General features: G+C 67.9%; 26 protein-coding genes. 24 read left to right on the forward strand and 2 right to left on the reverse strand.

What is annotated here, in order from left to right:
* The first annotated feature begins 13 nt into the window (after positions 1–13).
* The 5 genes from lysA to rho all read left to right on the forward strand — a co-directional run bounded on the left by lysA (position 14) and on the right by rho (position 7,255).
* Positions 14–1,435, forward strand: coding sequence for a diaminopimelate decarboxylase (lysA, locus tag ON41_RS07810; RefSeq protein ID WP_040746432.1), 1,422 nt, complete (start codon positions 14–16; stop codon positions 1,433–1,435).
* A complete protein-coding gene (locus tag ON41_RS07815; RefSeq protein ID WP_051161093.1) occupies positions 1,432–2,778 on the forward strand; it encodes a homoserine dehydrogenase in 1,347 nt (448 codons plus the stop codon). Before lysA ends, ON41_RS07815 begins: the two co-directional genes overlap by 4 nt.
* Complete coding sequence (gene thrC, locus ON41_RS07820) at positions 2,775–3,863, forward strand: threonine synthase (protein WP_040746433.1); 1,089 nt, start codon at positions 2,775–2,777, stop codon at positions 3,861–3,863. The genes ON41_RS07815 and thrC overlap by 4 nt, the downstream gene beginning before the upstream one ends.
* Positions 3,864–3,888: 25 nt before the next feature.
* The gene (gene thrB / locus ON41_RS07825; RefSeq protein WP_040746499.1) at positions 3,889–4,851 is read left to right on the forward strand and encodes a homoserine kinase; all 963 of its coding nucleotides are present in this window, start codon (positions 3,889–3,891) and stop codon (positions 4,849–4,851) included.
* A 322-nt stretch (positions 4,852–5,173) separates the two neighbouring features.
* Positions 5,174–7,255 (forward strand): transcription termination factor Rho, encoded by a 2,082-nt coding sequence (gene rho / locus ON41_RS07830; protein WP_040746435.1) that lies wholly within the window; start codon positions 5,174–5,176, stop codon positions 7,253–7,255.
* Here the strand turns inward: rho and ON41_RS07835 are convergent.
* Entirely contained in the window at positions 7,240–7,662 is a 423-nt protein-coding gene (locus tag ON41_RS07835; RefSeq protein ID WP_040746437.1) for a hypothetical protein, read from the reverse strand. The two genes, rho and ON41_RS07835, sit on opposite strands and share 16 nt — an antisense overlap.
* Before the next feature lie 388 nt (positions 7,663–8,050).
* Between ON41_RS07835 and rpmE the strand changes: the two genes are divergently transcribed.
* The 3 genes from rpmE (at position 8,051) to prmC (ending at position 10,383) form a co-directional block, all read left to right on the forward strand.
* Positions 8,051–8,278: a 50S ribosomal protein L31 gene (gene rpmE, locus ON41_RS07840; protein WP_040746439.1), complete on the forward strand. Its 228-nt coding sequence runs from the start codon at positions 8,051–8,053 to the stop codon at positions 8,276–8,278.
* Between the two features lie 93 nt (positions 8,279–8,371).
* Entirely contained in the window at positions 8,372–9,454 is a 1,083-nt protein-coding gene (gene prfA / locus ON41_RS07845; protein ID WP_040746441.1) for a peptide chain release factor 1, read from the forward strand.
* Positions 9,455–9,495: 41 nt separating this feature from the next.
* A complete protein-coding gene (gene prmC, locus ON41_RS07850) occupies positions 9,496–10,383 on the forward strand; it encodes a peptide chain release factor N(5)-glutamine methyltransferase (protein WP_040746500.1) in 888 nt (295 codons plus the stop codon).
* Positions 10,384–10,447: 64 nt separating this feature from the next.
* Here prmC and ON41_RS07855 read toward each other — a convergent pair whose 3' ends face one another.
* Positions 10,448–10,906, reverse strand: coding sequence for a nuclear transport factor 2 family protein (locus ON41_RS07855; RefSeq protein WP_218003378.1), 459 nt, complete (start codon positions 10,904–10,906; stop codon positions 10,448–10,450).
* A gap of 203 nt (positions 10,907–11,109) precedes the next feature.
* Here ON41_RS07855 and ON41_RS07860 point away from each other — a divergent pair, with 203 nt between their 5' ends.
* The 16 genes from ON41_RS07860 to murA all read left to right on the forward strand — a co-directional run bounded on the left by ON41_RS07860 (position 11,110) and on the right by murA (position 25,177).
* Complete coding sequence (locus ON41_RS07860; protein ID WP_040746442.1) at positions 11,110–11,775, forward strand: L-threonylcarbamoyladenylate synthase; 666 nt, start codon at positions 11,110–11,112, stop codon at positions 11,773–11,775.
* A gap of 11 nt (positions 11,776–11,786) precedes the next feature.
* Positions 11,787–12,962, forward strand: coding sequence for an MraY family glycosyltransferase (locus ON41_RS07865; protein WP_040746444.1), 1,176 nt, complete (start codon positions 11,787–11,789; stop codon positions 12,960–12,962).
* Between the two features lie 14 nt (positions 12,963–12,976).
* Positions 12,977–13,429 (forward strand): Cg1360 family ATP-synthase-associated protein, encoded by a 453-nt coding sequence (locus tag ON41_RS07870; protein WP_051161095.1) that lies wholly within the window; start codon positions 12,977–12,979, stop codon positions 13,427–13,429.
* A 260-nt stretch (positions 13,430–13,689) separates the two neighbouring features.
* Complete coding sequence (gene atpB / locus ON41_RS07875) at positions 13,690–14,514, forward strand: F0F1 ATP synthase subunit A (protein ID WP_174411307.1); 825 nt, start codon at positions 13,690–13,692, stop codon at positions 14,512–14,514.
* A gap of 72 nt (positions 14,515–14,586) precedes the next feature.
* Positions 14,587–14,835, forward strand: a complete 249-nt coding sequence (locus ON41_RS07880) for an ATP synthase F0 subunit C (RefSeq protein ID WP_040746450.1) — start codon at positions 14,587–14,589, stop codon at positions 14,833–14,835.
* 5 nt (positions 14,836–14,840) lie between these two features.
* The gene (locus tag ON41_RS07885; protein ID WP_040746452.1) at positions 14,841–15,395 is read left to right on the forward strand and encodes a F0F1 ATP synthase subunit B; all 555 of its coding nucleotides are present in this window, start codon (positions 14,841–14,843) and stop codon (positions 15,393–15,395) included.
* 19 nt (positions 15,396–15,414) lie between these two features.
* A complete protein-coding gene (locus tag ON41_RS07890; RefSeq protein ID WP_040746453.1) occupies positions 15,415–16,224 on the forward strand; it encodes a F0F1 ATP synthase subunit delta in 810 nt (269 codons plus the stop codon).
* A gap of 57 nt (positions 16,225–16,281) precedes the next feature.
* Positions 16,282–17,919 carry a F0F1 ATP synthase subunit alpha gene (atpA, locus tag ON41_RS07895; RefSeq protein WP_040746455.1) on the forward strand — a complete coding sequence of 546 codons (1,638 nt, stop codon included), beginning with the start codon at positions 16,282–16,284 and terminating at the stop codon, positions 17,917–17,919.
* A gap of 54 nt (positions 17,920–17,973) precedes the next feature.
* Complete coding sequence (locus tag ON41_RS07900) at positions 17,974–18,939, forward strand: F0F1 ATP synthase subunit gamma (protein WP_040746456.1); 966 nt, start codon at positions 17,974–17,976, stop codon at positions 18,937–18,939.
* Positions 18,940–18,966: 27 nt separating this feature from the next.
* Positions 18,967–20,415 (forward strand): F0F1 ATP synthase subunit beta, encoded by a 1,449-nt coding sequence (atpD, locus tag ON41_RS07905; protein ID WP_040746457.1) that lies wholly within the window; start codon positions 18,967–18,969, stop codon positions 20,413–20,415.
* A 6-nt stretch (positions 20,416–20,421) separates the two neighbouring features.
* On the forward strand, positions 20,422–20,796 hold the full coding sequence (locus ON41_RS07910; RefSeq protein WP_040746459.1) for a F0F1 ATP synthase subunit epsilon: 375 nt from the start codon (positions 20,422–20,424) through the stop codon (positions 20,794–20,796).
* Positions 20,797–21,027: 231 nt separating this feature from the next.
* On the forward strand, positions 21,028–21,690 hold the full coding sequence (locus tag ON41_RS07915) for an MspA family porin (RefSeq protein WP_246460995.1): 663 nt from the start codon (positions 21,028–21,030) through the stop codon (positions 21,688–21,690).
* A gap of 14 nt (positions 21,691–21,704) precedes the next feature.
* On the forward strand, positions 21,705–22,394 hold the full coding sequence (locus ON41_RS07920; RefSeq protein WP_040746502.1) for an MspA family porin: 690 nt from the start codon (positions 21,705–21,707) through the stop codon (positions 22,392–22,394).
* A 272-nt stretch (positions 22,395–22,666) separates the two neighbouring features.
* A complete protein-coding gene (locus tag ON41_RS07925) occupies positions 22,667–23,083 on the forward strand; it encodes a DUF2550 domain-containing protein (protein ID WP_040746461.1) in 417 nt (138 codons plus the stop codon).
* A gap of 29 nt (positions 23,084–23,112) precedes the next feature.
* On the forward strand, positions 23,113–23,706 hold the full coding sequence (locus tag ON41_RS07930; protein WP_040746462.1) for a cob(I)yrinic acid a,c-diamide adenosyltransferase: 594 nt from the start codon (positions 23,113–23,115) through the stop codon (positions 23,704–23,706).
* Positions 23,707–23,923: 217 nt separating this feature from the next.
* On the forward strand, positions 23,924–25,177 hold the full coding sequence (murA, locus tag ON41_RS07935; protein ID WP_040746463.1) for a UDP-N-acetylglucosamine 1-carboxyvinyltransferase: 1,254 nt from the start codon (positions 23,924–23,926) through the stop codon (positions 25,175–25,177).
* Positions 25,178–25,528: the final 351 nt, after the last annotated feature.

Genomic DNA, 25,528 nt, shown 5'->3' on the forward strand with positions numbered 1-25,528 from the left:
GGAAGGAACTATCGTGAGCGCGCATCCCGCCGGTCCCCGGCATGCCGAGATCCCGCACGCCCCGAATCTCCCGGAGCGGCCCGCGAAGCCGTCGGAGCTGATCGAACTGCCCGCGAACGTGTGGCCGCGCAATGCCTCGCGCGACGCCGACGGCGTGGTGCGGCTGGCGGGCGTGCCGGTCACGGAGCTGGCGGCCGAGTACGGCACGCCGCTGTTCGTGGTGGACGAGGCCGACTTCCGCTCCCGCTGCCGCGATATGGTGCGCGCCTTCGGTGACAACGCGCGAATCCACTACGCCTCCAAGGCATTCCTGTGCGGTGAGGTCGCGCGCTGGGTCCGCGACGAGGGGCTGTATCTCGACGTCTGCTCCGGCGGCGAGCTGGCGGTGGCGCTGCACGCCGGTTTCCCGGCCGGGCGAATCGCGTTGCACGGCAACAACAAATCCGTCGCCGAGCTGCGGGAGGCGGTGACCGCGGGCGTCGGTCACGTCGTCGTCGACTCGCTGGTCGAGATCGACCGGCTGGAGGACGTGGCGGGCCGCGCGGGCGTGGTGCAGGACGTGCTGGTGCGGGTCACCGTCGGCGTGGAAGCCCATACGCACGAATACATCTCGACCGCGCACGAGGATCAGAAGTTCGGTTTCTCCATCGCCGGCGGCGATGCCATGGAGGCGCTGACCCGCGTCTTCGAGGCGGACAATCTGCGCCTGGTCGGCCTGCACAGCCATATCGGCTCGCAGATCTTCGAGATCGACGGGTTCGAGATCTCCGCCCGGCGCATGCTGCGGCTGCTGCGCGACGCGATCGACAAGTACGGCGTCGAGCGCACCGAGCAGATCCACACGCTGGATCTCGGTGGCGGACTGGGTATTTCGTATCTGCCGAGCGATGATCCGCCGCCGCTGGACGACTTCGCCGACAAGGTGCGCGACCTGGTGGCCACCGAGGCCGCCCAGATCGGTCTGGCCACGCCGGAGATCGCCGTGGAGCCCGGCCGGGCCATCGCCGGTCCCGGCACCGTGACCCTCTACGAGGTCGGCACCACCAAGGACGTGACCCTGGACGCCGGCGCCCGCCGCCGCTACGTGAGCGTCGACGGCGGCATGAGCGACAACATCCGCCCCGCGCTGTATCAGGCCGACTACGACTGCCGGCTGGTCTCGCGGTCCAGCGAGGCCGCCCCGGTGGTCGCCCGCGTCGTCGGAAAGCATTGCGAGAGTGGCGATATCGTCATTCGCGACACCTGGATCCCCGCGGACGTCGGTCCGGGCGACCTGGTCGCCGTCGCGGCCACCGGCGCGTACTGCTACTCGATGTCCAGTCGCTACAACATGCTGACCCGCCCGGCCGTGGTCGCCGTGCGCGACGGGCAGGCGCGGCTGATTCTGCGCCGCGAGACGGTGGGTGATCTGTTGAGTTTGGAGGTGGAGGCATGAGCGAGGCGCTTGGTAGACCGCATTTCGGGACCGATCATCCGATCGGGGTCGCGGTCCTCGGGATGGGCAATGTCGGTACCGAGGTGGTGCGGATCCTCCGCGAGCATGCCGACGACCTGCGGTCGCGGGCGGGCGCCCCGGTGGTGCTGCGCGGTGTCGCGGTGCGCCGGCTGGGCGTCGACCGCGGTATCCCGGACGAGCTGCTGACCACCGACGCCGAGGCCCTGGTCGCCCGCGACGACGTGGACCTGGTGGTCGAGGTCATGGGCGGTATCGATCCGGCCCGCAAGCTGATCCTGGCCGCGCTCAACGGCGGCAAGTCGGTGATCACCGCCAACAAGGCGCTGCTGGCCGACTACACGGGCGAGCTGGCCGGCGCCGCCGAGCGCAGCCGCGCCGACCTGTACTTCGAGGCCGCGGTCGCGGGCGCGATCCCCGTGGTGCGCCCGCTGATCCAGTCGCTGTCCGGCGACCGGGTCAACCGCGTGGTCGGAATCGTCAACGGCACAACGAATTTCATCCTCTCGGCGATGGACGAGACCGGCGCCGACTACGACGAGACGCTGCAGGAGGCGACCCGCCTGGGGTACGCCGAGGCCGATCCGACCGCCGACGTGGAGGGCTACGACGCCGCCGCCAAGGCCGCCATCCTCGCCTCGCTGGCCTTCCACACCCGCGTCACCGCCGCCGACGTCTACCGCGAGGGCATCGCCCGCATCACCGGCGAGGACCTGGAGACCGCCGCGGCCGTCGGCTGCACGGTGAAGCTGCTGGCGATCTGCGAGCGCGTCCCCGGCGAACTGCCGCCCGAGGAGGGCGGCAAGGACCGCATCTCGGTGCGCGTCTACCCGGCCCTGATCCCGCGCAAGCATCCGCTGTCCTCGGTCACGGGCGCGTTCAACGCCGTGGTGGTCGAGGCCGAGAACGCCGGTCGCCTGATGTTCTACGGCCAGGGCGCCGGCGGCGCCCCGACCGCGTCCGCGGTGATGGGCGACCTGGTGATGGCGGCGCGCAACAAGTTCTTCGGCGGTCGCGCGCCGGGCGAATCGGTTTATGCTGAGCTGCCGATCGCGCCGATCGGTGACACACCCACCCGCTATCACGTGAACCTGAAGGTCGCCGATCGCACCGGGGTTCTGCAAGCGGTGGCCGGCGAATTCGCCGAGCACGGCGTCAGCATCTCGACGGTCCGCCAGGAGGGGCACGACGAAGGGGCCCGGCTCGTTGTGGTGACCCACCACGCGCCGGAGTCCGCGCTGGCCGATACGGTGGCAGCGCTCGCCGAAAGAGAGTCCGTCACGTCCGTGACCAGTGTCCTGAGATTGGAAGGCACCGAGGAATGAGTACAGGAGTGCAGCGCGCAGCTGTGCACACTCCGTGGCCGGGGCTGATCGCCGCGTATCGCGATCGGCTGGCGGTCGGCGCGGACTGGGAGCCGGTCACGCTGTTCGAGGGCGGGACCCCGCTGGTGCCCGCGCACCACTTGTCGCAGCTCACCGGCTGTGAGGTTTATCTCAAGGTCGAGGGCCTGAACCCGACGGGTTCGTTCAAGGACCGCGGGATGACCATGGCCATGACCGACGCCAAGGCGCGCGGTCAGCAGGCGGTGCTGTGCGCGTCGACGGGCAACACCTCGGCCTCGGCCGCCGCCTACGCCACCCGCGCGGGCATGGACTGCGCGGTGCTGATCCCGCAGGGCAAGATCGCGATGGGCAAGCTGGCGCAGGCGGTCATGCTGGGCGCGAAGATCATTCAGGTCGAGGGCAACTTCGACGACTGCCTGGAGCTGGCCCGCAAGGTGACCTCGGAGTTCCCGCAGGTCGGCCTGGTGAACTCGGTGAACCCGGCGCGCATCGAGGGTCAGAAGACCGCGGCGTTCGAGATCTGCGACGCCCTCGGCCGGGCCCCCGACGTGCACGCGCTCCCGGTGGGCAACGCGGGCAACATCACCGCGTACTGGAAGGGCTACAGCGAATACCACGCCGACGGCATCACGTCGGGCCGCCCGCGCATGCTCGGCGTGCAGGCGGCCGGCGCGGCCCCGCTGGTCGCGGGCGCCCCGGTGAAGAATCCGGAGACCATCGCCACCGCCATTCGGATCGGCGCCCCGGCGTCGTGGAACAGCGCGGTGCGGGCGAAGGAGGAGTCGGACGGCGCCTTCCGGGCCGCCACCGACGAGGCCATCCTGGCCGCGTACCGGCTGGTCGCGAGCACCGAGGGCGTCTTCGTCGAACCCGCCTCCGCCGCGAGCGTGGCCGGTCTGCTGGCCGCGCGCGAGGAGGGCTGGCTGGACGCCGGGCTGACCGTGGTGTGCACGGTGACCGGTAACGGGCTCAAGGATCCGGATACCGCGCTGTCGGGTATGCCGGAGGTCCAGGCGATTCCGGTCGATCCGGTCGCGGTGGCCCACGAGCTCGAGCTGGCCTGAGTTGAGTTCGCGCGAAGGCCAGGTGATGACGAGGGCCCTGCCGGCCGGTATCACGGTGACGGCACGGGTCCCCGCGTCGAGCGCGAATCTGGGCCCGGGTTTCGATTCGCTCGGTATCGCTCTGGGGCTTTATGACGAGATAGTCGTGCGTACGACCGATTCCGGGCTTACCATCCGGGTGGAGGGCGAGGGCGCCGACGACGTGCCTTGGGGCCCTTCACATCTCGTGGTGCGTGCGATCGAAAGGGGGCTGGAATCGGCGGGCGTCTGGGCCGACGGCCTGGATGTTGTGTGCCGCAACGTGATTCCGCATTCCAGAGGGTTGGGGTCCTCCGCGTCGGCGGTGGTGGGTGGTTTGGCCGCGGGGCGGGGCCTGGCGGCGGAGTTCGATCCGGAGCTGTCCTGCGACGATGCCGAATTGGTGCAGCTGGCTTCGGAATTCGAGGGGCATCCCGACAATGCCGCGGCGAGCGTGCTGGGCGGCATCGTGGTGTCCTGGACCGAGGCCGAGGACCCGGCGGTGGCGCAGGCCGCCAATGGCGTACTTGAGCACCAGCGGCGCAGATACCGTGCGGTGCGGCTGGATCCGCACCCCGCGCTGCGCGCGACGGTGCTCGTCCCCGAGGAGCGTTCCTCGACCGCGCACACGCGCGGCTTGCTCCCCGAGGTGGTGCCGCACGGCGACGCGGCGTTCAACGCGAGCCGGGCGGCGTTGGCGGTAGTCGCCTTGACGCAGCGTCCCGACCTGCTGATACCCGCGACGGCCGACCGGCTGCATCAGGGGTACCGCTCGTCCGCGCTGCCCCTGACGACGGCGTGGATCGATCGGCTGCGCGCGGCCGGAATCGCCGCCACGGTCTCGGGAGCGGGGCCGACCGTCCTGGCTCTCGGAACCGGAGATTTCCCTGCTGAACTGGCCGAACGTGCCGTGGCCGATGGTCTTCGGGTGGTCCGCCCGGCCATCTCCGACGGCGTGCGGGTGGATTGACGGCGCGCCTGCCTTGCTGAGGTGAACAGTGAGAGCTATCCTGAGCGAGTCCGTACATCGTGCGCGTCAGACGCCGGTGCTTCATCAGGGCAATCGCTCCAGCAGGCTCCTTGCTCAGGCTCGGGACCCGAGTCTCGGACGTTGGGGATAGCAACTGGAATGATCACTCCCACCTTTGTGAACCGGTGGCTGTGACCAGGTGGTTGATGGCCGCCGGTCCGGCGGGGCAGGCGATACGGCATCCGAGTTCGGCGCAATGACCGGACTTCGGGACGAAACCCTCGAATAAGCACACGGCACTCGAGGGAAGGAAAGGATCTCCGTGACAGATACGGACCTGCTCGCGACACCCGGGGTGGAAACCGATGTGCGCACCTCGGACCGCGAAAGTGACTCCGGACAGATTTCGAAGATGAGCGAACAAACTGACGTCGCACGATCGGGGCTGACTGGAATGTTGTTGCCGCAGTTGCGTGCGCTTGCCGGAGAGCTCGGTATCCGAGGCACATCCGGGATGCGTAAGGGCGATTTGATCGCCGCTATCAAGGAAAATCAGTCTTCCGCGCCGGCGAAGTCCGCTCGCGGCCGCGGCGAGACGAAGACCGCCGACGCCGCGGGCGAGGCGAAGACCGACGCGCCGTCGACCGGCGGAGCGTCCGGCGCGACGAAGGCCGAGTCGGCCGCCAAGGCCGATTCCGGCAAGAAGAGCGATTCCGCCCCCAAGTCCGAGCCCAAGGCCACCGCGCCGCGGGCCGAGCAGCAGACGCTCGATGGCGTCGGCGCCGACAAGCCCGCCGAGGCGCAGAACCCGGCGGAGCAGGGCGAGGACGGCGGCCGCGAGGGCGGCCAGCGTGGCCGGGGCCGGCAGCGCCGGGGCCGCGAGCAGCGCGCCGGCGGGGCCAACGCCGAGGGAGAAGCCAAGGCGGAGAACAAGTCCGAGGCCAAGGGCTCCGACAGCAAGGGCTCCGAGAACAAGAGCGAGAACAAGTCCGACGCGAAGAGCGAGGGCGGCGAGGCGAAGCCGGAGCAGGAGGGCGGCGATCGCCGTCGCGACCGCAACCAGCAGTCGGGCGGGCAGAACCAGAACGGCAACCGCGGCGATCGCGGCAACGACCGCAACAACCGCAACAACGACGACGACGACGAGTCGGGCCGCGGCCGGCGGGGCCGCCGGTTCCGCGAGCGGCGGCGCGGGCGTGACCGCGAGGGCAGCGGCGGTGGCGGCGGCGAGAGCCGTGACGTCGAGATCCGCGAGGACGACGTCCTGCAGCCGGTCGCCGGCATTCTCGACGTGCTCGACAACTACGCGTTCGTGCGCACCTCCGGCTACCTGGCCGGCCCGAACGACGTGTACGTGTCGATGAACCTGGTCCGCAAGAACGGCCTGCGCCGCGGTGACGCCATCACCGGCGCGGTGCGCGCGCCTCGCGAGGGCGATTCGAGCAACCAGCGGCAGAAGTTCGATCCGCTGGTGCGGCTCGACACCGTCAACGGCTCGGATATCGACAGCGCCAAGCGCCGCCCGGATTTCAGCAAGCTCACCCCGCTGTACCCCAATCAGCGGCTGCGGCTGGAAACCCAGCCCAACAAGCTGACCACGCGCGTGATCGACCTGATCATGCCGATCGGCAAGGGCCAGCGCGCGTTGATCGTGTCCCCGCCGAAGGCCGGTAAGACCACGATCATGCAGGACATCGCGAATGCGATCGCGGTCAACAACCCCGAGGTCTACCTCATGGTGGTGCTGGTCGACGAGCGCCCGGAAGAGGTCACCGATATGCAGCGCACCGTGCGCGGCGAGGTGATCGCCTCCACCTTCGACCGTCCGCCGGGGGACCACACCTCGGTCGCCGAACTCGCCATCGAGCGCGCCAAGCGCCTGGTGGAGATGGGGCAGGACGTGGTCGTACTGCTCGACTCGATCACGCGTCTGGGCCGTGCGTACAACAACTCCTCGCCGGCGTCGGGCCGCATCCTCTCCGGTGGTATCGACTCGACCGCGCTCTACCCGCCCAAGCGGTTTCTGGGCGCGGCGCGCAATATCGAGAACGGCGGCTCGCTGACGATCATCGCCACCGCCATGGTGGAGACCGGTTCGACCGGTGACACGGTGATCTTCGAGGAGTTCAAGGGCACCGGCAACGCCGAGCTGAAGCTGGATCGCAAGATCGCCGAGCGGCGCGTCTTCCCGGCGGTGGACGTCAACCCGTCCGGTACCCGTCGCGACGACCTGCTGATGAACCCGGACGAGGCCGCGGTCATCCACAAGCTGCGCCGGGTGCTGTCCGGTCTGGACTCGCACCAGGCGATCGATCTGCTGATCGATCGGCTGAAGAAGACCAAGAACAACCTCGAGTTCCTGATGACGGTCTCCAAGACCGCCCCGGGTCAGTTGGAGGACTGACCCTCGATCCCCGTATTTCCCGGCGCGCTTTCGGCCGGGATCTCGACGGGGGATTCCGGCCGAAAGCGTGCCGGAAGAATGGATGGGCTGACGGCGGCCTCGCTTCGGCGAGGCCGCCGTGGCGTTTTCGGGCCGAAGAAGTATCGCCCGATCAACCCCGCCCCGATGATCAGCACCACGATGATGAATCCGGTCGCCGTCGTGATGCCCCCTGTCGATACGACCGTGGCGGTGAATTCGAGTTGCGGCTGCCCGGCCGGGGACGAGGCCATCGGCGTGGCCTCGTCCCCGGGCGCCAGCAGCCAGCCGATTCCGGCTGTCAGCGCCAGCACGGCCAGGACCGCGCCGGCGGCGATATGAGCCGCGCGCGTACCCCCCGGCAGCGCGCGGCGTGTCCGGTATCTCACATTCGATGCCCCGGATGAGGGGGACCTCGACCCCGTCGCCCCCCGAGCGGCGTGGAGTTTCACTGCTGTCCTTTCACGCGATCGCACGGTTCTCACCTGGCGATACTCTATGAACAACGGTGTTCACATTCTTGAGTAGTGAGCTACTCGTCTTCAGCGTCGCCCGGATGCTGCCGATACGCGTGCCCGAAGTTTCAGGGGGAGAGGACCTGGGGGCAGGGCGGGAACAAAGCCGCCCCGGGGTGTGTTTTGAGTGCGTGTCAGCGGTTCTGGCATACTGGACCGCTGGTGCGTCTGCTGGTAGAAGGCAGACCATCCCGCCTAGTCGGTTCCGGTTCACGTCCTCGATCTGCGAGGGCGACCCGGCGACCACATCGAAAGGACACCCATGAGGGCAGGAATCCACCCGAACTACGTCGACACCACGGTCGTCTGTGGTTGCGGCAATACTTTCCAGACTCGCAGCACCAAGGAGTCGGGCCACATCAACGTCGAGGTCTGCTCGCAGTGCCACCCGTTCTACACGGGCAAGCAGAAGATCCTGGACACCGGCGGCCGCGTCGCCCGCTTCGAGGCCCGCTACGGCAAGCGCGCCAAGAAGGCCGACGCCAGCTAGCTGCCCCGCCGACGCCCGTCCTGCCCCGCAGGCCGGGCGTTGGTGTGTTTCGGGACCCCCTCGCTTCTCACCTCTGTTCAAGGAGCCTCCGCGATGGCCGACAACAAGACGGCCCCGTCCGCGATCGACGACATCCTGGCCGAGCACGCCGGGCTGGAGACGCAGCTCGCCGATCCGGCGCTGCACAACAACCCGGGCGAGGCCCGTCGCGTCGGCAAACGGTTCGCGGAACTCGCTCCGATCATGTCCACCTACAGCCGGTTGCAGAGCGCGCGCGACGACCTGTCCGCCGCTCGCGAACTGGCCGCCGACGATTCGTCGTTCGCCGCCGAGGTGCCCGGCCTGGAACAGCAGGTGCAGGAGCTGGAGGAGGCGCTGACCGACCTGCTCGCGCCGCGTGATCCGCACGACTCCGACGACGTGGTGCTCGAGGTGAAATCCGGTGAGGGCGGCGAGGAATCGGCCCTGTTCGCCTCCGACCTGGCCCGGATGTACATCCGCTACGCCGAGCGGCACGGCTGGAAGGTCGAGGTGCTCGACGCCAACATCTCCGATCTCGGCGGCTACAAGGAGGCGACGCTCTCCGTGAAGAGCCGCGAGCCCAGCCGCGACGGCGTGTGGTCGCGGCTGAAGTTCGAGGGCGGCGTGCACCGGGTGCAGCGCGTCCCGGTCACCGAATCGCAGGGCCGCATCCACACCTCGGCCGCCGGTGTCCTCATCTATCCCGAGCCGGACGAGGTCGAGCAGGTGCAGATCGACGAATCGGATCTGCGCGTGGACGTCTACCGGTCCTCCGGCAAGGGCGGCCAGGGCGTCAACACCACCGACTCCGCGGTCCGGATCACGCATCTGCCCACCGGGATCGTCGTGACCTGCCAGAACGAGCGGTCGCAGTTGCAGAACAAGATTCGCGCCATGCAGGTGCTGTCCGCGCGGTTGCAGGCGCTGGCCGAGGAGCAGGCCGATGCCGAGGCCGCCGCGGGCCGGGCCAGTCAGATCCGCACGGTCGACAGGTCCGAACGGATTCGCACCTACAACTTCCCGGAGAACCGGATCACCGACCACCGCATCGGTTTCAAGGCCCACAATTTGGATTCGGTGCTGGACGGCGATATGGACGCACTCCTCGACGCATTGGGCGAAGCGGACCGCGCGGCCCGTCTCGCCGCCGAGTGACCGGTCCCCGCGAGGGCGGTGAGTCGGGCAAGGTGGACGGTGTGAGTCGTGTGCCGTTGCGTCCCGTGCTGGTTGCCGCCGAAGAGACGCTGCGATCCGCGGGGGTACACAGCGCCCGGGTCGATGCCGAGTATCTGGCGGCGCACGTGCTGGAGGTGGAACGGTCGCGGCTGGTGCTGATCCCGATGGTGACGCCCGAACAGGTGGAGGAGTTCCGCAAGCTCGTGGCGCGGCGGGCGGAAAGGGTTCCGCTGCAACATCTCACGGGTTCCGCGGCGATGGGGGAGATCGATCTGGCGGTCGGGCCCGGGGTGTTCGTGCCGCGACCGGAGACCGAGCTGCTGTTCGCCTGGGCGCTGGCTCAGCTGGAGGCCGCGGGGCACGAGCACCCGCCGATCGTGGTCGACCTGTGTACCGGGTCGGGCGCGCTGGCGCTGGCGATCGCGCACGCCCGCCCCGACGCCGAGGTGCACGCGGTCGAACTCGATCGGGACGCGCTGCATTGGACCCGGCACAATGCCGCTGTGCGCGCGGCCGACGGCGATACCCCCATCGCGCTGCGCGCCGGTGATGTCACCGACGCGGCGATCCTGTCCGATCTGAACGGCCGCGTCGACGTGGTGGTCGCCAACCCGCCCTACATTCCCGCCTCGGCCCGGCTGGATCCCGAGGTCCACGACCACGATCCGCACCTCGCGCTGTTCGCCGGGGACGACGGCCTGGACGTCATCCGCCCGATGATCGGCACCATCGCCCGCCTGCTCCGCGCCGACGGGGTGGCGGCCGTCGAACACGACGACACCAACGGCTCCGCCACCGCGGCCCTCTTCACCGCCCACGGCGGTTTCACCGCGGTGGTCGAGCACCCGGACCTGGCGGGCAAACCCCGTTTCGTCGCCGTCCGCCGCGTGAGCGGGTCACACTCCTAGCCGTCGTGCCCGGTACGCACTCCCGCTGCGATGTCCGGCCCACGTGCAACCACCGGCGGCTGCCTCACCCACGCTGCCCGGCCCGCGCGCCCGGCTCCACGACTATCCGGCATGCGTCGGCGACTGCGGCGGTATCCCAGTAGAACGGGCGCACCTCCGCGATACGCCCCTCCGCGACGGTGATCGTCTGAAGGATCGGGACGACGAGTTCGAGGCCCGTCGCGCGGGCGCGGGCCCGCACCCGGGTATGGACGACCAGCGGGCTGACCTCGCTGAGATACGTCTGCTCGGCCAGGTCGAACCGCTCCCACACCCCGCTCATCGCCCGGAAGAACTGCTCCAGACCCGCATGACCACGCCAGATTCCGCCGTACGGCAGCGCGTCCGCCTGATACAGCACCACATCCGGCGCGAAGTACGGCGCGAGTGTGGCGAACGACGCCCGCCCCGGCCCACCCGCCGCGAGATACTCCGCCTCCGCCCGATACATCCCCTCGAGCACCGCCACAGCTGAAGTTGTCATGGCAACCACTCTCGCCGCGCCCCCGAACCACCGCTGGCGGAAATCTGCCTCCGCACTCCCACTCGCAAGCACCACCCTTCACGCAAAGGGTGGTGGCGGACGCGGCTGTAGGCGGGGGGAATCCATGCTGGCCGTGAGGGTTTGTGGGTGGAGTTACCCCGCCGGGGGACGTGGGGTGAGACACGTTCAATAGACTCTGCGCCGTGAGTACCGTCTACGACTGCTCCGATCCCGACTCTCGGGCCGCCGGGCTGACCGCCGCACGAACGACCCTGAAATCGGGGCGACTGGCCGTCATCCCGACCGATACCGTGTACGGCCTCGCCGCCGACGCGTTCGATTCGGCCGCCGTGGGCTCCCTGCTGTCCGCCAAGCGGCGCGGCCGGGATATGCCGGTGCCGGTCCTGGTCGGTTCCTGGAACACCATCGACGGTCTGGTGTTCTCGGTGCAGTCGCAGGCCCGCGATCTGATCCGGGCGTTCTGGCCGGGCGGGCTGAGCCTGGTCGTGCAGCAGGCGCCCTCGCTGGCCTGGGATCTCGGCGATGCGCGCGGGACGGTGATGCTGCGGATGCCGCTGCACCCGGTCGCGCTGGAATTGCTGCGCGAGGTGGGCCCGATGGCGGTGTCCAGCGCCAATGTCTCCGGGCAGCCGCCCGCCACCACCGCGGCCGAGGCGCGCGAGCAGCTGGGCGATCTGGTCGGGGTGTACCTGGACGGCGGCAAGGCCGAGCACAGCGTCCCGTCCACCATCATCGATCTCACCGCGGATACCCCGCGCATCCTGCGCGAAGGGGCCGTGTCCGCGGCGCAGGTGGCCGAGGTGCTGGGCCTCTCGCCGGATCAGCTGACGCCCGAAACCACGCGGTGACGGCCTGGTAGATGGGTTTCAGTCAGGGCGCGGTGGTACCGCTGCGCGAGCTGTTGCTGGTACTTCTCGTATCGGCGGTGGTGACGCTGCTGTCCACCGGTGGAATCCGGGTGCTCGCGATCGCCTTCGGCGCGGTCGCGGTGCCCCGTGAACGTGATGTGCACGTGAAGCCGACGCCGCGCATGGGCGGTGTCGGCATGTATGTCGGGGTGCTGGCGGCGGTGCTGTTCGCGCACCAATTGCCCGCGCTGCGAAGGGGTTTCGACTTCGTGCCGGATATCCCGGCGGTGCTGGTGGCCGGGACGCTGATCGTGCTGGTCGGCATCGTCGACGACCGATGGGGCCTGGACGCGCTCACCAAATTCGTCGGCCAGATCACCGCGGCCGGCGTGATGGCGGTGATCGGGCTGAGCTGGGTGGTGATCTACAACCCGTTCAACCAGACCACCGTCGTGCTGGACACGCTGACCGGCGGCCTGGCGACGGTCGTCATCACGGTCACCATGATCAACGCGATGAACTTCGTCGACGGGATGGACGGGCTGGCCGCCGGACTGGGCCTGATCTGCGCCGGGGCGGTGTTCGTCTTCTCGATCGGCCTGCTGTACGCGCAGGGCGGTGACGTCAGCACCTACCCGCCGGCGCTGCTCGCGGCCGCGCTCGCCGGCGCCTGCCTGGGATTCCTGCCACACAATTTCCAGCCGGCCCGCATCTTCATGGGCGACTCGGGCTCGATGCTGATCGGCTTGATGCTGGCGGCGATCTCCACGGGCGCGTCCGGGCGGATTCCGCTCACCGGATACGGCCCGCGCGACATCGTCGGCCTGTTGTCGCCGCTGTTGCTGGTGGGCGCGGTGATGTTCATTCCGGTCCTGGATCTGGTGCTCGCGATCGTGCGCCGGGTGCGCGCCGGTGTCAGCTTCTCCACTCCGGACAAGATGCATCTGCACCACCGGCTGCTGCAGATCGGGCATTCGCAGCGCCGGGTCGTGCTGACGATCTACCTGTGGGTCGGGGTGCTGGCCTTCGGCGCGGTGGGTACCTCGCTCATGGACCGCCGCGTGGTCGTGCTGCTGTTCGCGGCCGGGCTGGTGTTCGCGCTGGTGGTGACGGCGGTGCCGTCGCTGCGCGAGGCGGTCGGGCTGCGGCGGCGGGTACCGCGCGGCCCGGAGGCGAAGACCGAATAGGTAGAGTGACCCGCGTGAGCACGGCATCCGAGTACCATCCCGACGCCCCGCTGCGGGCGGCGCTGCGCTACGGCATCGCCGGCCTGATCGCGCTGGTGGTGCTCTCCGCCGTGGTGGGATCGATCGCCGCCGGGCTGCCGGGCCTGTGGGGCGCGCTGATCGGCTCGGCCATCGGCGGCTTCTTCATTCTCACCACCGCGGCGCTCGTGCTGTTCAGCGCGAAATTGGATTCCGGCGTGCAGGGCATGGTCATGCTCGCCAGCTGGGTGGGCAAACTGCTGATCGTGATGGTCGTCGTCGCGGTGCTCAAGCAGTTCGATTTCTATAGCCCGATGACATTGTTCCTGACCGTCGTGGGTGCGCTGCTGATCGTGCTGGGCGCCGAGACCTACGGCCTGCTGCGGCAACGAGTTCCGGTGGTCGAGACCCCGGGAGATCGTAAGAATCAAGATCATTCAAATGTTTGAGCGGACCCCCTACACGTTGTCGTAGATAGCTTGGTAAACTCTTTACCGTAGGCAGCCGAGCAAGGGGCGATCACTACGATCGGACCACTGCGGTTATGCTTACAGCCGTGCCGGACCTGAGGGGGTTCGGCTCTGCACCGTCGACGATGTCGCCGACGTACAGACGCCACGGCGGGTGACCCCGCGCAGCTGCTGACGAACTTCGAGCCGACCTGAGTCGACCACCAGATCGTCAATGTCCGATCGAACCGCGGGTGGAAATACGGCCCGCGGCCCGAACACGGGAGAGAACGCTGAGCGTCACCACTTTGGCGGGCGAGTTCCACGCGCCTTCGCTGTCAGATTTCTTCCCTCCAGCTGTGCTGTTCGAGGGGACGCCATTCGAGCTCGACCGTTTGATGCTCATCCGCATCGTGATGGCGGCGATCTTGATTGCGGTGATGTTGCTCGCATTCCGCAGTCCCAAGATCGTTCCCCGCGGTCTGCAGAACGTGGCCGAGTACGGCCTGCTCTTCGTCAAGGAGCAGATCTGCGACGAGGTGCTCGGTAAGGAAACCGGCAAGAAGTATTTCCCGCTGATCGCGACGATCTTCTTCACGGTGCTGTTCCTGAACTTCTCCAGCATCATCCCCTTCTTGAACATCTCGTCGAACGCGCGCATCGGCATGCCGCTGGTGCTGGCGGTCATCGCCTACGTCGCGTTCAACGCGATCGGCATCAAGAAGTACGGCTTCTGGAAGTACATGCGCTCGAGCATCGTGGTGCCGGACGTGCCCATCGCGATGCACGTGCTGCTGATTCCGATCGAGTTCATCTCGACCTTCATCCTGCGCCCGTTCACGCTCACGGTCCGACTCATGGCCAATATGCTGGCCGGACACGTCATGCTGGTGCTGTTCTTCTCCGCGACGCAGTTCTTCCTGTTCGACGGCGCCGCGTGGATGAAGGGCCTGTCGCCGTTCTCGCTGGCCGGTGGATTCGCGTTCACGCTGTTCGAGATGCTGGTGATCTTCCTGCAGGCCTACGTATTCGCGCTGCTGACCGCCGTGTACATCGGCCTGGCGCAGCACGCGGATTCGCACTGACCGCACAACCGCACATGGACTGACCCACCCCGTCGCCCGGCGGGTGGGCAACAGAAAGGGAAAGAAAATCTCATGAGCCTCTCCTACGTGGCCGCCGAACTCGCCCAGACCTCCGAGAGGGTGAAGGGCTACGGCGCTATCGGTTACGGTCTGGCCGCCATCGGCCCGGGCATCGGCGTGGGCATCGTCGTCGGTAAGGCGATCGAGGGCATCGCTCGCCAGCCCGAGCTGCAGGGCACCATCCGGACCAACATGTTCCTGGGTATCGCGTTCACCGAGGCGCTGGCCCTGATCGGTCTCGTCGCCGGCTTCATCTTCTGATTGCCATGAACGGGATCTATTTGCTCGCCGAGGAAGCAGAGGACAAAAACCCTCTGCTCCCCGAGCCGTACGACATCGTCTGGTCGGTCGTCGTCGTCGCCGTCATCGCGTTCGTGTTCTACAAGTACGTGATCCCGCGACTGTCGAAGGTGCTGGACGAGCGTTCGGAGAAGATCGAGGGCGGTATCGCGAAGGCCGAGGCCGCACAGGCCGAGGCGCAGGCGACGCTGGAGCAGTACCAGCAGCAGCTGGCCGAGGCCCGGCTCGAGGCCGCGCGCATCCGCGAAGAGGCGCGTACCCAGGGCACTCAGATCCTCGCTCAGCTGCGGTCGGAGGCCCAGGCCGAAGCGGACCGCATCGTGGCCGCGGGCCACGCCCAGCTGGAGGCGCAGCGCCAGCAGATCGCCACCGAGCTGCGGTCGGAACTGGGCCACACCGCCGTCGACCTGGCCGAGAAGATCATCGGGCAGTCGGTGTCGGACGAGGCCAAGCAGGCGGCGTCCATCGACCGGTTCCTCACCGAGCTGGACGAGAACGCCGGCATCGGGGTCGGAAGGTAACGAACCGAAAGTGGGAAGCATGTACGCAGCGAGCCGCGAGGCGAGTTCCCGTGCGCGGGAAGCTCTTTCGGCCGCTCTGACCGGCAGCGACTCGGTCGCTGCCACGACGGGCTCCGAACTGTTCGCCGTTGTCGCCGTACTCGACGACCAGCGGTCGCTGCGTGTGGCGCTCGCGGACAAGTCGGTCTCGAGTTCGGCGCGCGCCGAACTGGCCGAACGCGTTTTCGGCGGCAAGATCAGCGCGGCCACCACGGCCGTGCTGACCACGGCCGTCGCCCAGGACTGGTCCCGCACGCGGGATCTGGTCGACACCCTGGTGCTGCTCGGTCGGGAGTCGCTGCTGCGCGCGGCGGCCGACCGCGGTCGCATCGACGCCGTCGAGGACGAGCTGTTCCGGCTCGGCCGCATCGTCGAGGACAACCCGGATCTGGAGCAGGCGCTGGCCGACCGCGGCAAGACCGCCGCGGACAAGCACGCGCTGCTCCGGCGGCTGCTCACCGGCAAGGTCGAGGAGCTCACGCTGCAGCTGGCCGAGCAGGCGGTCGGCCGCTCGCACGGTGACGTCGGCGTCGTCTTCGACGAGCTGTCCGACCTGGCGGCGTCGCTGCGCAAGCAGATCGTCGCGCACGTGCGCGCCGCGACCGAACTGACACCGCAGCAGCGGGAGCATCTGGCTGCCTCGCTGCAGCGCATCTACGACAAGCCGGTCACGGTGCACGTCCAGATCGACCCGACCTTGCTGGCCGGCGTCGTCGTGCGCATCGGCGACGACGTGATCGACGGCAGTGCCGTCGGCCGACTGCAGCGCTTGCGCCAGTCCCTCGGGTAACCGACCCGAGACCGCAACCCTCCCGACATTCCAGACCACAGCGAGAGCAGGAAGAACATGGCGGAGCTGACGATCTCCTCCGATGAGATCCGTAGCGCGATCGAGAGCTACACCCAGAGCTACACCCCCGAGACCTCCATCGAGGAAATCGGTGTCGTGACCGACACCAGCGACGGTATCGCCCACATCAGTGGCCTGCCGTCGGCGATGGCCAACGAGCTGCTCGAATTCCCGGGCGGCGTGCTGGGCGTCGCGCTGAACCTCGAGGACACCGAGATCGGCGCGGTCATCCTGGGTGAATTCGACACCATCGAGGAGGGCCAGCAGGTCCGCCGCACCGGTGACGTGCTCTCGGTGCCGGTCGGCGACAAGTTCCTGGGCCGCGTCGTGAACCCGCTCGGCCAGCCGATCGACGGCCTGGGCGATATCGAGTCCGACGACCGCCGCGTCCTGGAGCTGCAGGCCGCGACCGTGCTGGAGCGCCAGCCGGTCGGCGAGCCGATGGCCACCGGCATCACCGCCATCGACGCCCTGACCGCGATCGGCCGGGGACAGCGCCAGCTGATCATCGGCGACCGCAAGACCGGTAAGACCGCGGTCTGCATCGACGCGATCCTGAACCAGAAGGCGAACTGGGAATCGGGCGATCCCACCAAGCAGATGCGCTGCATCTACGTCGCCATCGGCCAGAAGGGTTCGACCATCGCGGGCGTCAAGTCCGCCCTCGAGGCGCACGGCGCGATGGAGTACACCACCATCGTCGCCGCCCCGGCCTCGGATTCCGCGGGCTTCAAGTGGCTGGCGCCCTACACCGGTTCGGCCATCGGCCAGCACTGGATGTACCAGGGCAAGCACGTCCTGATCGTGTTCGACGACCTGTCCAAGCAGGCCGAGGCCTACCGCGCGATCTCGCTGCTGCTGCGCCGCCCGCCGGGCCGCGAGGCGTACCCGGGTGACGTCTTCTACCTGCACTCGCGTCTGCTGGAGCGTTGCGCGAAGCTGTCCGACGAGATGGGCGCGGGCTCGATGACCGGTCTGCCGATCATCGAGACCAAGGCCGGTGACGTCTCGGCGTTCATCCCGACCAACGTCATCTCCATCACCGACGGCCAGGTCTTCCTCGAGTCCGACCTGTTCAACAAGGGTGTGCGTCCGGCGATCAACGTCGGTACCTCCGTCTCCCGTGTCGGTGGCGCCGCGCAGACCAAGGGGATGAAGGGCGTGGCCGGTTCGCTGCGCCTGGAGCTGGCCCAGTTCCGCGAGCTGGAGGCGTTCTCCGCCTTCGCCTCCGACCTGGACGCCGCCTCGCTGGCGCAGCTGGAGCGCGGCGCCCGCTGGGTCGAGCTGCTGAAGCAGGACCAGTACGCCCCGGTCTCGGTCGAGGACCAGATCGTGTCGATCTACCTGGTCGACGCCGGCTACTACGACTCGGTGCCCGTCGCCGACGTCCGCCGCTTCAACGTCGAACTGCTGGAGGATCTGCACCGCAGCGCCGCCGACGCGTTCAAGGCGATCGAGGGCGGCAAGAAGCTCGAGGGCGAGGCCGCCGAGCAGTTCAAGGCCGCGACCGACAAGTTCAAGCAGGGCTTCCTGGCTTCGGACGGCAGCCGCGTGGTGAACGAGGCCGCGGCCGGCGAGCTGGACCACGAAGAGGTCGAGTCGCTGTCGGTCACCCGCAAGCACGTCGAGAAGTAAGAGCGGAACTCATGTGCGATTGCCGGATCGAAGAGCGAATGAAGGGAGTGACGAATGGCTAGCATCCGCGAACTGCGCTCCCGCATTCGCAGTGTGAGTTCGATCAAGAAGATCACCAAGGCCCAGGAGCTGATCGCGACCTCGCGCATCACCAAGGCCCAGGCCCGGGTGGCCGCCGCGAAGCCGTACGCGGAGGAGATCACGAAGGTGCTCGGCGAACTGGCCGGCGCCTCGACGAATCTCACGCACCCGCTGCTGACCGAGCGGTCCAACCCCAGTCGCGCCGCGGTGCTGGTCATCACCAGCGACCGCGGCATGGCCGGTGGCTACAACTCCAACGTGCTCAAGCGCGCCGAGGAGCTGATGACCACGCTGCACTCCGAGGGCAAGGAACCGGTCCTCTACGTGATGGGTGCGAAAGGGCTGACCTACTACACCTTCCGCGGTCGCCAGACCAACGGGGCGTGGGTCGGCTTCTCGCAGCAGCCGCACTACACCGACGCCTCCGCCGCGTGCAACCACCTCGTGCAGGCCTTCATGGCCGGCGCCGAGGGCGAGGTGCCGACGGTCGACGGCACCGGCACCATCGCGGGCGTGGACGAGATCCACATCGTCTACACGCGGTTCGTGTCGATGCTGTCGCAGGTGCCGGAGGTGCGCCGGCTGGCGCCGATCCAGGTGAGCTTCGTGGACGAGAACTACGAACTCGGTGAGGATTTCGTCTCGGACAGCCCCGACGCGAACGTCACCGCGCAGTACGAGTTCGAGCCCGACGCGGACACGTTGCTCGGCGCGCTGCTGCCGAAGTACGTGAACACCCGGATCTACTCGTCGCTGCTCGAGGCCGCGGCGTCGGAGTCGGCCGCGCGCCGCACCGCGATGAAGGCCGCCACGGACAACGCCACGGATCTGGTGAACAACCTGACCCGCCAGGCGAACTCGATCCGGCAGGCCAACATCACGCAGGAAATCAGTGAAATCGTCGGCGGCGCGAACGCGCTGGCAGCCACGGGCGACTGAGCCCGAGCCCACTCAGGAAGAGAACCAATGACCGCAGCAGTTACTGCAGAAAACACCAGTCGGGCGGGCGCTGGCACAGGCCGCGTTGCCCGCGTCATCGGCCCCGTCGTGGACGTCGAGTTCCCCCGCGGCGCCATCCCCGAGCTGTACAACGCCCTGCACGCCGAGGTCTCCCTGGCGTCCGTGGCCAAGACCCTGACCCTCGAGGTCGCGCAGCACCTGGGCGACAACATCGTGCGCACCATCTCGATGCAGCCGACCGACGGCCTGACCCGCGGCGCGCAGGTCACCGACACCGGCAAGCCGATCTCGGTGCCGGTCGGCGACGTCGTCAAGGGCCACGTGTTCAACGCGCTGGGCGACTGCCTGGACGCGCCGGGCACCGGCCGCGACGGCGAGCAGTGGGGCATCCACCGCGAGCCGCCGCCGTTCGACCAGCTCGAGGGCAAGACCGAGATCCTGGAGACCGGCGTCAAGGTCCTCGACCTGCTCACCCCGTACGTGAAGGGTGGCAAGATCGGCCTGTTCGGTGGCGCCGGTGTCGGCAAGACCGTGCTGATCCAGGAGATGATCACCCGTATCGCGCGCGAGTTCTCCGGCACCTCGGTGTTCGCGGGCGTCGGCGAGCGGACCCGTGAGGGCACCGACCTCCACCTGGAGATGGAGGAGATGGGCGTCCTCCAGGACACCGCCCTCGTCTTCGGCCAGATGGACGAGCCGCCGGGGACGCGTATGCGCGTGGCCCTGTCCGCACTGACCATGGCGGAGTACTTCCGCGATGTGCAGGGCCAGGACGTGCTGCTGTTCATCGACAACATCTTCCGTTTCACCCAGGCCGGTTCCGAGGTGTCGACGCTGCTGGGCCGCATGCCCTCCGCCGTCGGTTACCAGCCGACCCTGGCCGACGAGATGGGTCAGCTGCAGGAGCGGATCACCTCGACCCGCGGCCGTTCGATCACCTCGATGCAGGCGATCTACGTGCCCGCCGACGACTACACCGACCCGGCGCCGGCGACCACCTTCGCCCACCTGGACGCGACGACCGAGCTCTCCCGCCCGATCTCGCAGAAGGGCATCTACCCCGCCGTCGACCCGCTGACCTCGACGAGCCGGATCCTCGAAGCGTCCATCGTGGGCGACCGGCACTTCGCGGTGGCCAACGAGGTGAAGCGCATCCTGCAGAAGTACAAGGAACTGCAGGACATCATCGCCATCCTCGGCATGGACGAGCTCTCCGAGGAGGACAAGGTCCTCGTCGGCCGCGCCCGTCGTCTGGAGAAGTTCCTCGGCCAGAACTTCATCGTGGCCGAGAAGTTCACCGGTCAGCCGGGTTCGGTCGTGCCGCTGGAGCAAACCGTCGACGACTTCGACCGGGTCTGCAAGGGCGAATTCGACCACCTGCCGGAGCAGGCGTTCAACTCCTGCGGTGGCCTGGACGACGTCGAGGCGGCCGCGAAGAAGATCGCCGGGAAGTAGTCCACCATGGCGGATATGTCAGTTGATCTGGTCGCCATCGAACGGCGGCTGTGGTCGGGCCAGGCGAGTTTCGTCATCGCCGAGACCACCGAGGGTCAGATCGGTATTCTGCACGGCCACGAGCCGCTGCTCGGCCAGCTGGTCGAGGGCGGCACCGTGGTCATCGACAGCACCGAGGGCGAGCGCATCGTCGCCGCGGTGCACGGCGGCTTCTTCTCGGTGACCGCGACGTCGGTGCGTATTCTCGCCGAAACGGCGGAATTCGCGGGCGATGTCGACATCGATGCCGCGCGAGCGGTGCTGGCCGATCCGAATGCCTCCGAGCAAGCGCAGAGCATCGCGCGCGGGCAGGTCCGCGCGGTGGAGGCCGTCAAGGCCTGATTTCGCGCCGAATTTCCGACGAAGGCCCCCGGGGAATTGCCCCGGGGGCCTTCGCTGTTAACATCTAGCAACGGTCTGATCTGGACCGAACTCGCCGAATGCTCTTTCGGCTATTTCATGGCTTTCGGCTTCACCTGAAGTACCAAGCATTACCTCAGCACTTACTGGTTGGCGCAAGCGTGGTCGCCATCGGCAGTACAGGGCGGCCTCGCCACGATGAGCGAGGGGTGGATGAACACGTACCAGGGAATGGGTCCGCGGTGGCTCGTGCGTTTCGGCGTCGCCGCGGCAATTGTCATGACGGCGCTCGGGCTGTGGTCGCCCGGAGCGGCGCGGGCCGATACATTCGTGCCCCTGCCGGACGGGTATATCGAGGGCCCGGGCGTGAAAATCTCGAGTAAGCGTGAGCACGCGGTCATTTCGCCGTCGCTGGCATCCAATGGCGCCGGCCGCACCACGTGGGTCAGTGGCGACTTCACCGTGGATATCGAAACTCCGGAGGGCACGGTCGGGCCGAACAACGGCGCGACGAACGATCCGGGCACCAACAACTCGTCGACGCACGGTTCGTCGGGACTCACCGTCGGATATCTCGTCGGTTGCCAGGTCGCGCTGGGTACGTTCGGGCCGTCCCTGGGCGTGACGCTGTCGCAGACCCCGTCGGTGGCGGCCGGATTGTCGTTCCCGATCAGCCCCGGCGAGGTGAAATGGGTGCAGATCAACAACAAGGACATGACGAAATCCGGGCAGTACTACCTGAATTACCAGGACGTGCCGATGGATGTGCAGGGTTGTGCCGGATATGCGCAGGCCCGCAGTTTCGCCGTCGTCGAGGTCATCGGTCCCGATTATCACAAGGTCACCCTCTACGGACAGCCGTTCAGTATCGGCTGATGAAGGGAATGCGCATGATTCGCAGTAATGCAGTGCGGTGCGGCCGGGCGGCGGGTCTGATGGTCGCCGTGACCGTCGGGCTGGGATTGTGTTCGTCGGGCGCCGCGAATGCCGATACTTTCGTTCCGCTGAACGGCGGTTCGATCACTCGCACGCTGGGCGACGGGACCGTGGTCGAGCTGTCGATTCAGGGTGAATCGGCGCGGATCAGCGGCTCGATGGGCGCGACTCCGCTGCACCGTAATGTCTGGACGACCGGCCGTGTGGTCGCCGATGTTTCCGGGCCGGGCGCGTCCTCGGCGGGAATTCAGCTGAATCCGGGATATGTGGTCGGGTGCCAGGTGGATATCGCGTCACTCGGTACGGACGAATCGGATACAGCGGGTACACAGGCGGGCAGCAATGGCGGGTTGGCGCCGGCACCGTCGATCGGGGCTACCGAAACGCTCACCGTTGCCCCCGGACAGGCGGTCACCCGCTACCTCCTGGATATCGAGCAGCCGGACGACTACGGCAACGAGATTCACAAGAAGCATCCGACGGTGAAGGGTTCGCACGCGAGCGTCAGCTGGACCGACGAGACCTTCGCGGTCAACGGCTGCGGCGGGTACGCCCAGGCGCGGGCGTTCACGATGGCGGACGTGGCGACCGACGCCGGCGAGAGCATCATCACCGTGTGGGGCGAGCCGTTCAGTATGGGCTGACCCGACCCCGACGCGGGGCTCGGCGATCGGTTCCGCCGATTACGAGCCCCGCGTGCTCACTCCGATTACGCTGTGGGCCACACCCTTTCCGTGCCTCGGTCCGCACGGTGCCAGCTACTGCCCGATTCGTCCGATGACGGTGGTGTACCCGGCGCACCGCGAAACGGGACGGTTTGTAGACTCGCCCCAACGGTGGCGTTGCTCGGGATGGCACGGCGCCTGTAACAGCACAGGGGCAAAGGCGAAGGGACGGACTCGGATTGCGGACCGGGATGGTGTTTCTGATCATTCTGGTGCTGCTGCTCGTCGGCCTGGCGCTGGTGTCCGTCTACCGCTTCGTCATGTTGCGCCGCGGCGGGACGGCGGCCATCCTGCGGGTGCTTCCCGCCAAGGGCGGCCAGGGCTGGCGGCACGGCCTGATCCGCTACGACGAAGACCGCCTGGTCTTCTTCAAACTGACCAGCCTCAAACTGGGCGCCGACGCCACCATCCGCCGCCTGACCATCGAGGTGGTCGATCGCCGCGGCCCGGTCGGCGACGAATACGACATCATGACCGACGACATCATCGTGATCGCGGTCTCCGACAGCGACGGCAGCTACGAACTCGCCCTCGACCGCGGCGCCTTGGCCGCCTTCCTCTCCTGGGTGGAGTCCCGCCCCTCGGAACGCATCCGCCGCCGCAGGTGATTCGCCGCACCCGACGTTAGGGTGGATGTGTGAGCGTGCACCTGACTCGGATCTACACCCGTACCGGCGACGACGGCACCACCGGGCTGAGTGACTTCTCCCGGGTGTCCAAGACGGATCCGCGCCTGGTGGCCTATGCGGACTGCGACGAGACCAATGCCGCGATCGGTGTCGCGATCGCGCTGGGCGCACCGAGTCCTGAGATAGCGCAGGTGTTGCGGCAGGTGCAGAACGATCTGTTCGACGCCGGCGCCGATCTGTCCACGCCGGTGGTCGCCGAGCCGAAGTATCCGCCGCTGCGCATCACCCAGGACTACATCGATCGCCTCGAGGGGTGGTGTGACGAGTTCAATGCCGATCTGTCGCCGCTGAATTCGTTCATCCTGCCCGGCGGCACCCCGCTGGCCGCGCTCCTGCACACCGCGCGCACCGTAGCGCGACGTACCGAACGGTCTGCGTGGGCCGCCGTGGACGCGCATCCGGACGACACCTCGGTGCTGCCCGCGAAGTATCTGAATCGCCTGTCGGATTTGCTGTTCATCCTCGGCCGGGTCGCGAACCCGGACGGCGACGTCCTGTGGCGCCCGGGCGGCGGCAGTGCGGAATCGGACAAATCGGTCTAGCATATCCGACGGCCCGCGACCTCCGGGACCCTTCGCGCCGCCGGACGGGGTCACCGAGGCCGGATCACAATTACGCCAAACCTGTTCACAGGCAAGGGAATTGCGCTCGGTTGCGATCGCTCTGCCAGGGGCGACGAGGGTTGCGCGACCGTATCGTCTCGGCGACGCCCCTATGGACTGGCCACCATCGATCGCCCGGCCCACTAGGCTGACCCCCGTGAGTGAACGGTTTCTGGTAACCGGGGGCAGTCGGCTCGCCGGCGAGGTGGCGGTCGGTGGTGCCAAGAACAGCGTGCTCAAGCTGATGGCCGCCGCGCTGCTCGCGGAGGGCACGACGACGATCACGAACTGCCCCGACATCCTGGACGTGCCGCTGATGGCCGAGGTCCTGCGCGGACTCGGTTGCGACGTCGGGGTCGACGGCTCCGTGGTCACCATCACCACCCCCACGGAACCGAAGTACCACGCGGATTTCCCTGCGGTGACCCAGTTCCGGGCCTCGGTCTGCGTGCTCGGACCGCTGATGGCCCGGTGCAAGCGGGCGGTGGTGGCCCTGCCCGGCGGCGACGCGATCGGATCCCGCCCGCTCGATATGCACCAGACGGGTCTGCGACTGCTGGGCGCGACCAGCGAAATCGAGCACGGATGCCTGGTCGCCCGCGCCGACGAGTTGCAGGGCGCGCGCATCCGCCTGGACTTCCCGTCGGTCGGCGCCACCGAGAACATCCTGATGGCCGCGGTCCTTGCCGAGGGGGAGACGGTCATCGACAACGCCGCGCGCGAGCCGGAGATCGTCGACCTCTGCACGATGCTGACCCGGATGGGCGCGCGGATCAGCGGCGCCGGCACCTCGGTGCTGACCATCGACGGCGTCCGCAAGCTCTCGCCGGCCACCCACCGCGTGATCGGCGACCGCATCGTCGCCGCCACCTGGGGTATCGCCGCCGCCATGACGTTGGGCGACGTCCGGGTGACGGGGATCAATCCCAAGCATCTGTCGCTGGTCCTGGACAAGTTGCGCTCGGCCGGTGCGCGAATCTCGTTCGAACCGGACGGTTTCCGGGTGGTGCAGGCCGAGCGCCCGCGCGCGGTGAACTTCTCGACGCTGCCCTTCCCCGGATTCCCGACCGACCTGCAGCCGATGGCCATCGGACTGGCGGCGATCGCCGACGGCACCTCGATGATCACCGAAAACGTCTTCGAGGCGCGGTTCCGGTTCGTGGAGGAGATGATCCGCCTCGGCGCCGATGCCCGGACGGACGGTCATCACGCGGTGGTCCGCGGCATCCCGCGACTGTCGAGCGCGCCGGTGTGGTCGTCGGATATTCGCGCCGGCGCGGGCCTGGTGCTCGCGGGTCTGGTCGCCGACGGCGTGACCGAGGTGCACGACGTGTTCCACATCGACCGCGGATATCCGGAGTTCGTGGAGAACCTGACCGGGCTGGGCGCGGACGTGCAACGCGTCGCCTGATCGGGAAACCCCCTCTGAACAGGCGATTTGACATCGATTCCACCGACACGTAACTTATTCCGAGTCAGAGCGACACGGACACCGACCCGGACCGAAAGGCCCGGGACACGAGGTTGGACGATGAGCGCCTGACGATCACACTGGTTCGGCAGGGGATGCGGATTTGGTTTCGCGTTCCGGGTCGAGCTAAGCTGTTCAAGTTGCCCAGCCGATCGACCGGGGTCACTCCCGTGAGATTGTTGGTGCGTGTGTTCTTTGAGAACTCAATAGTGTGTCGATGAATGTCAGTGCCAATTATTTTTTGGTTCCGATCTTCACCCCCCGTGTGAGGGTCGGACATTTTAGTCAGCT

The organism is Nocardia transvalensis NBRC 15921 (genome assembly GCF_000308875.1).
Taxonomy (GTDB): domain Bacteria; phylum Actinomycetota; class Actinomycetes; order Mycobacteriales; family Mycobacteriaceae; genus Nocardia; species Nocardia transvalensis.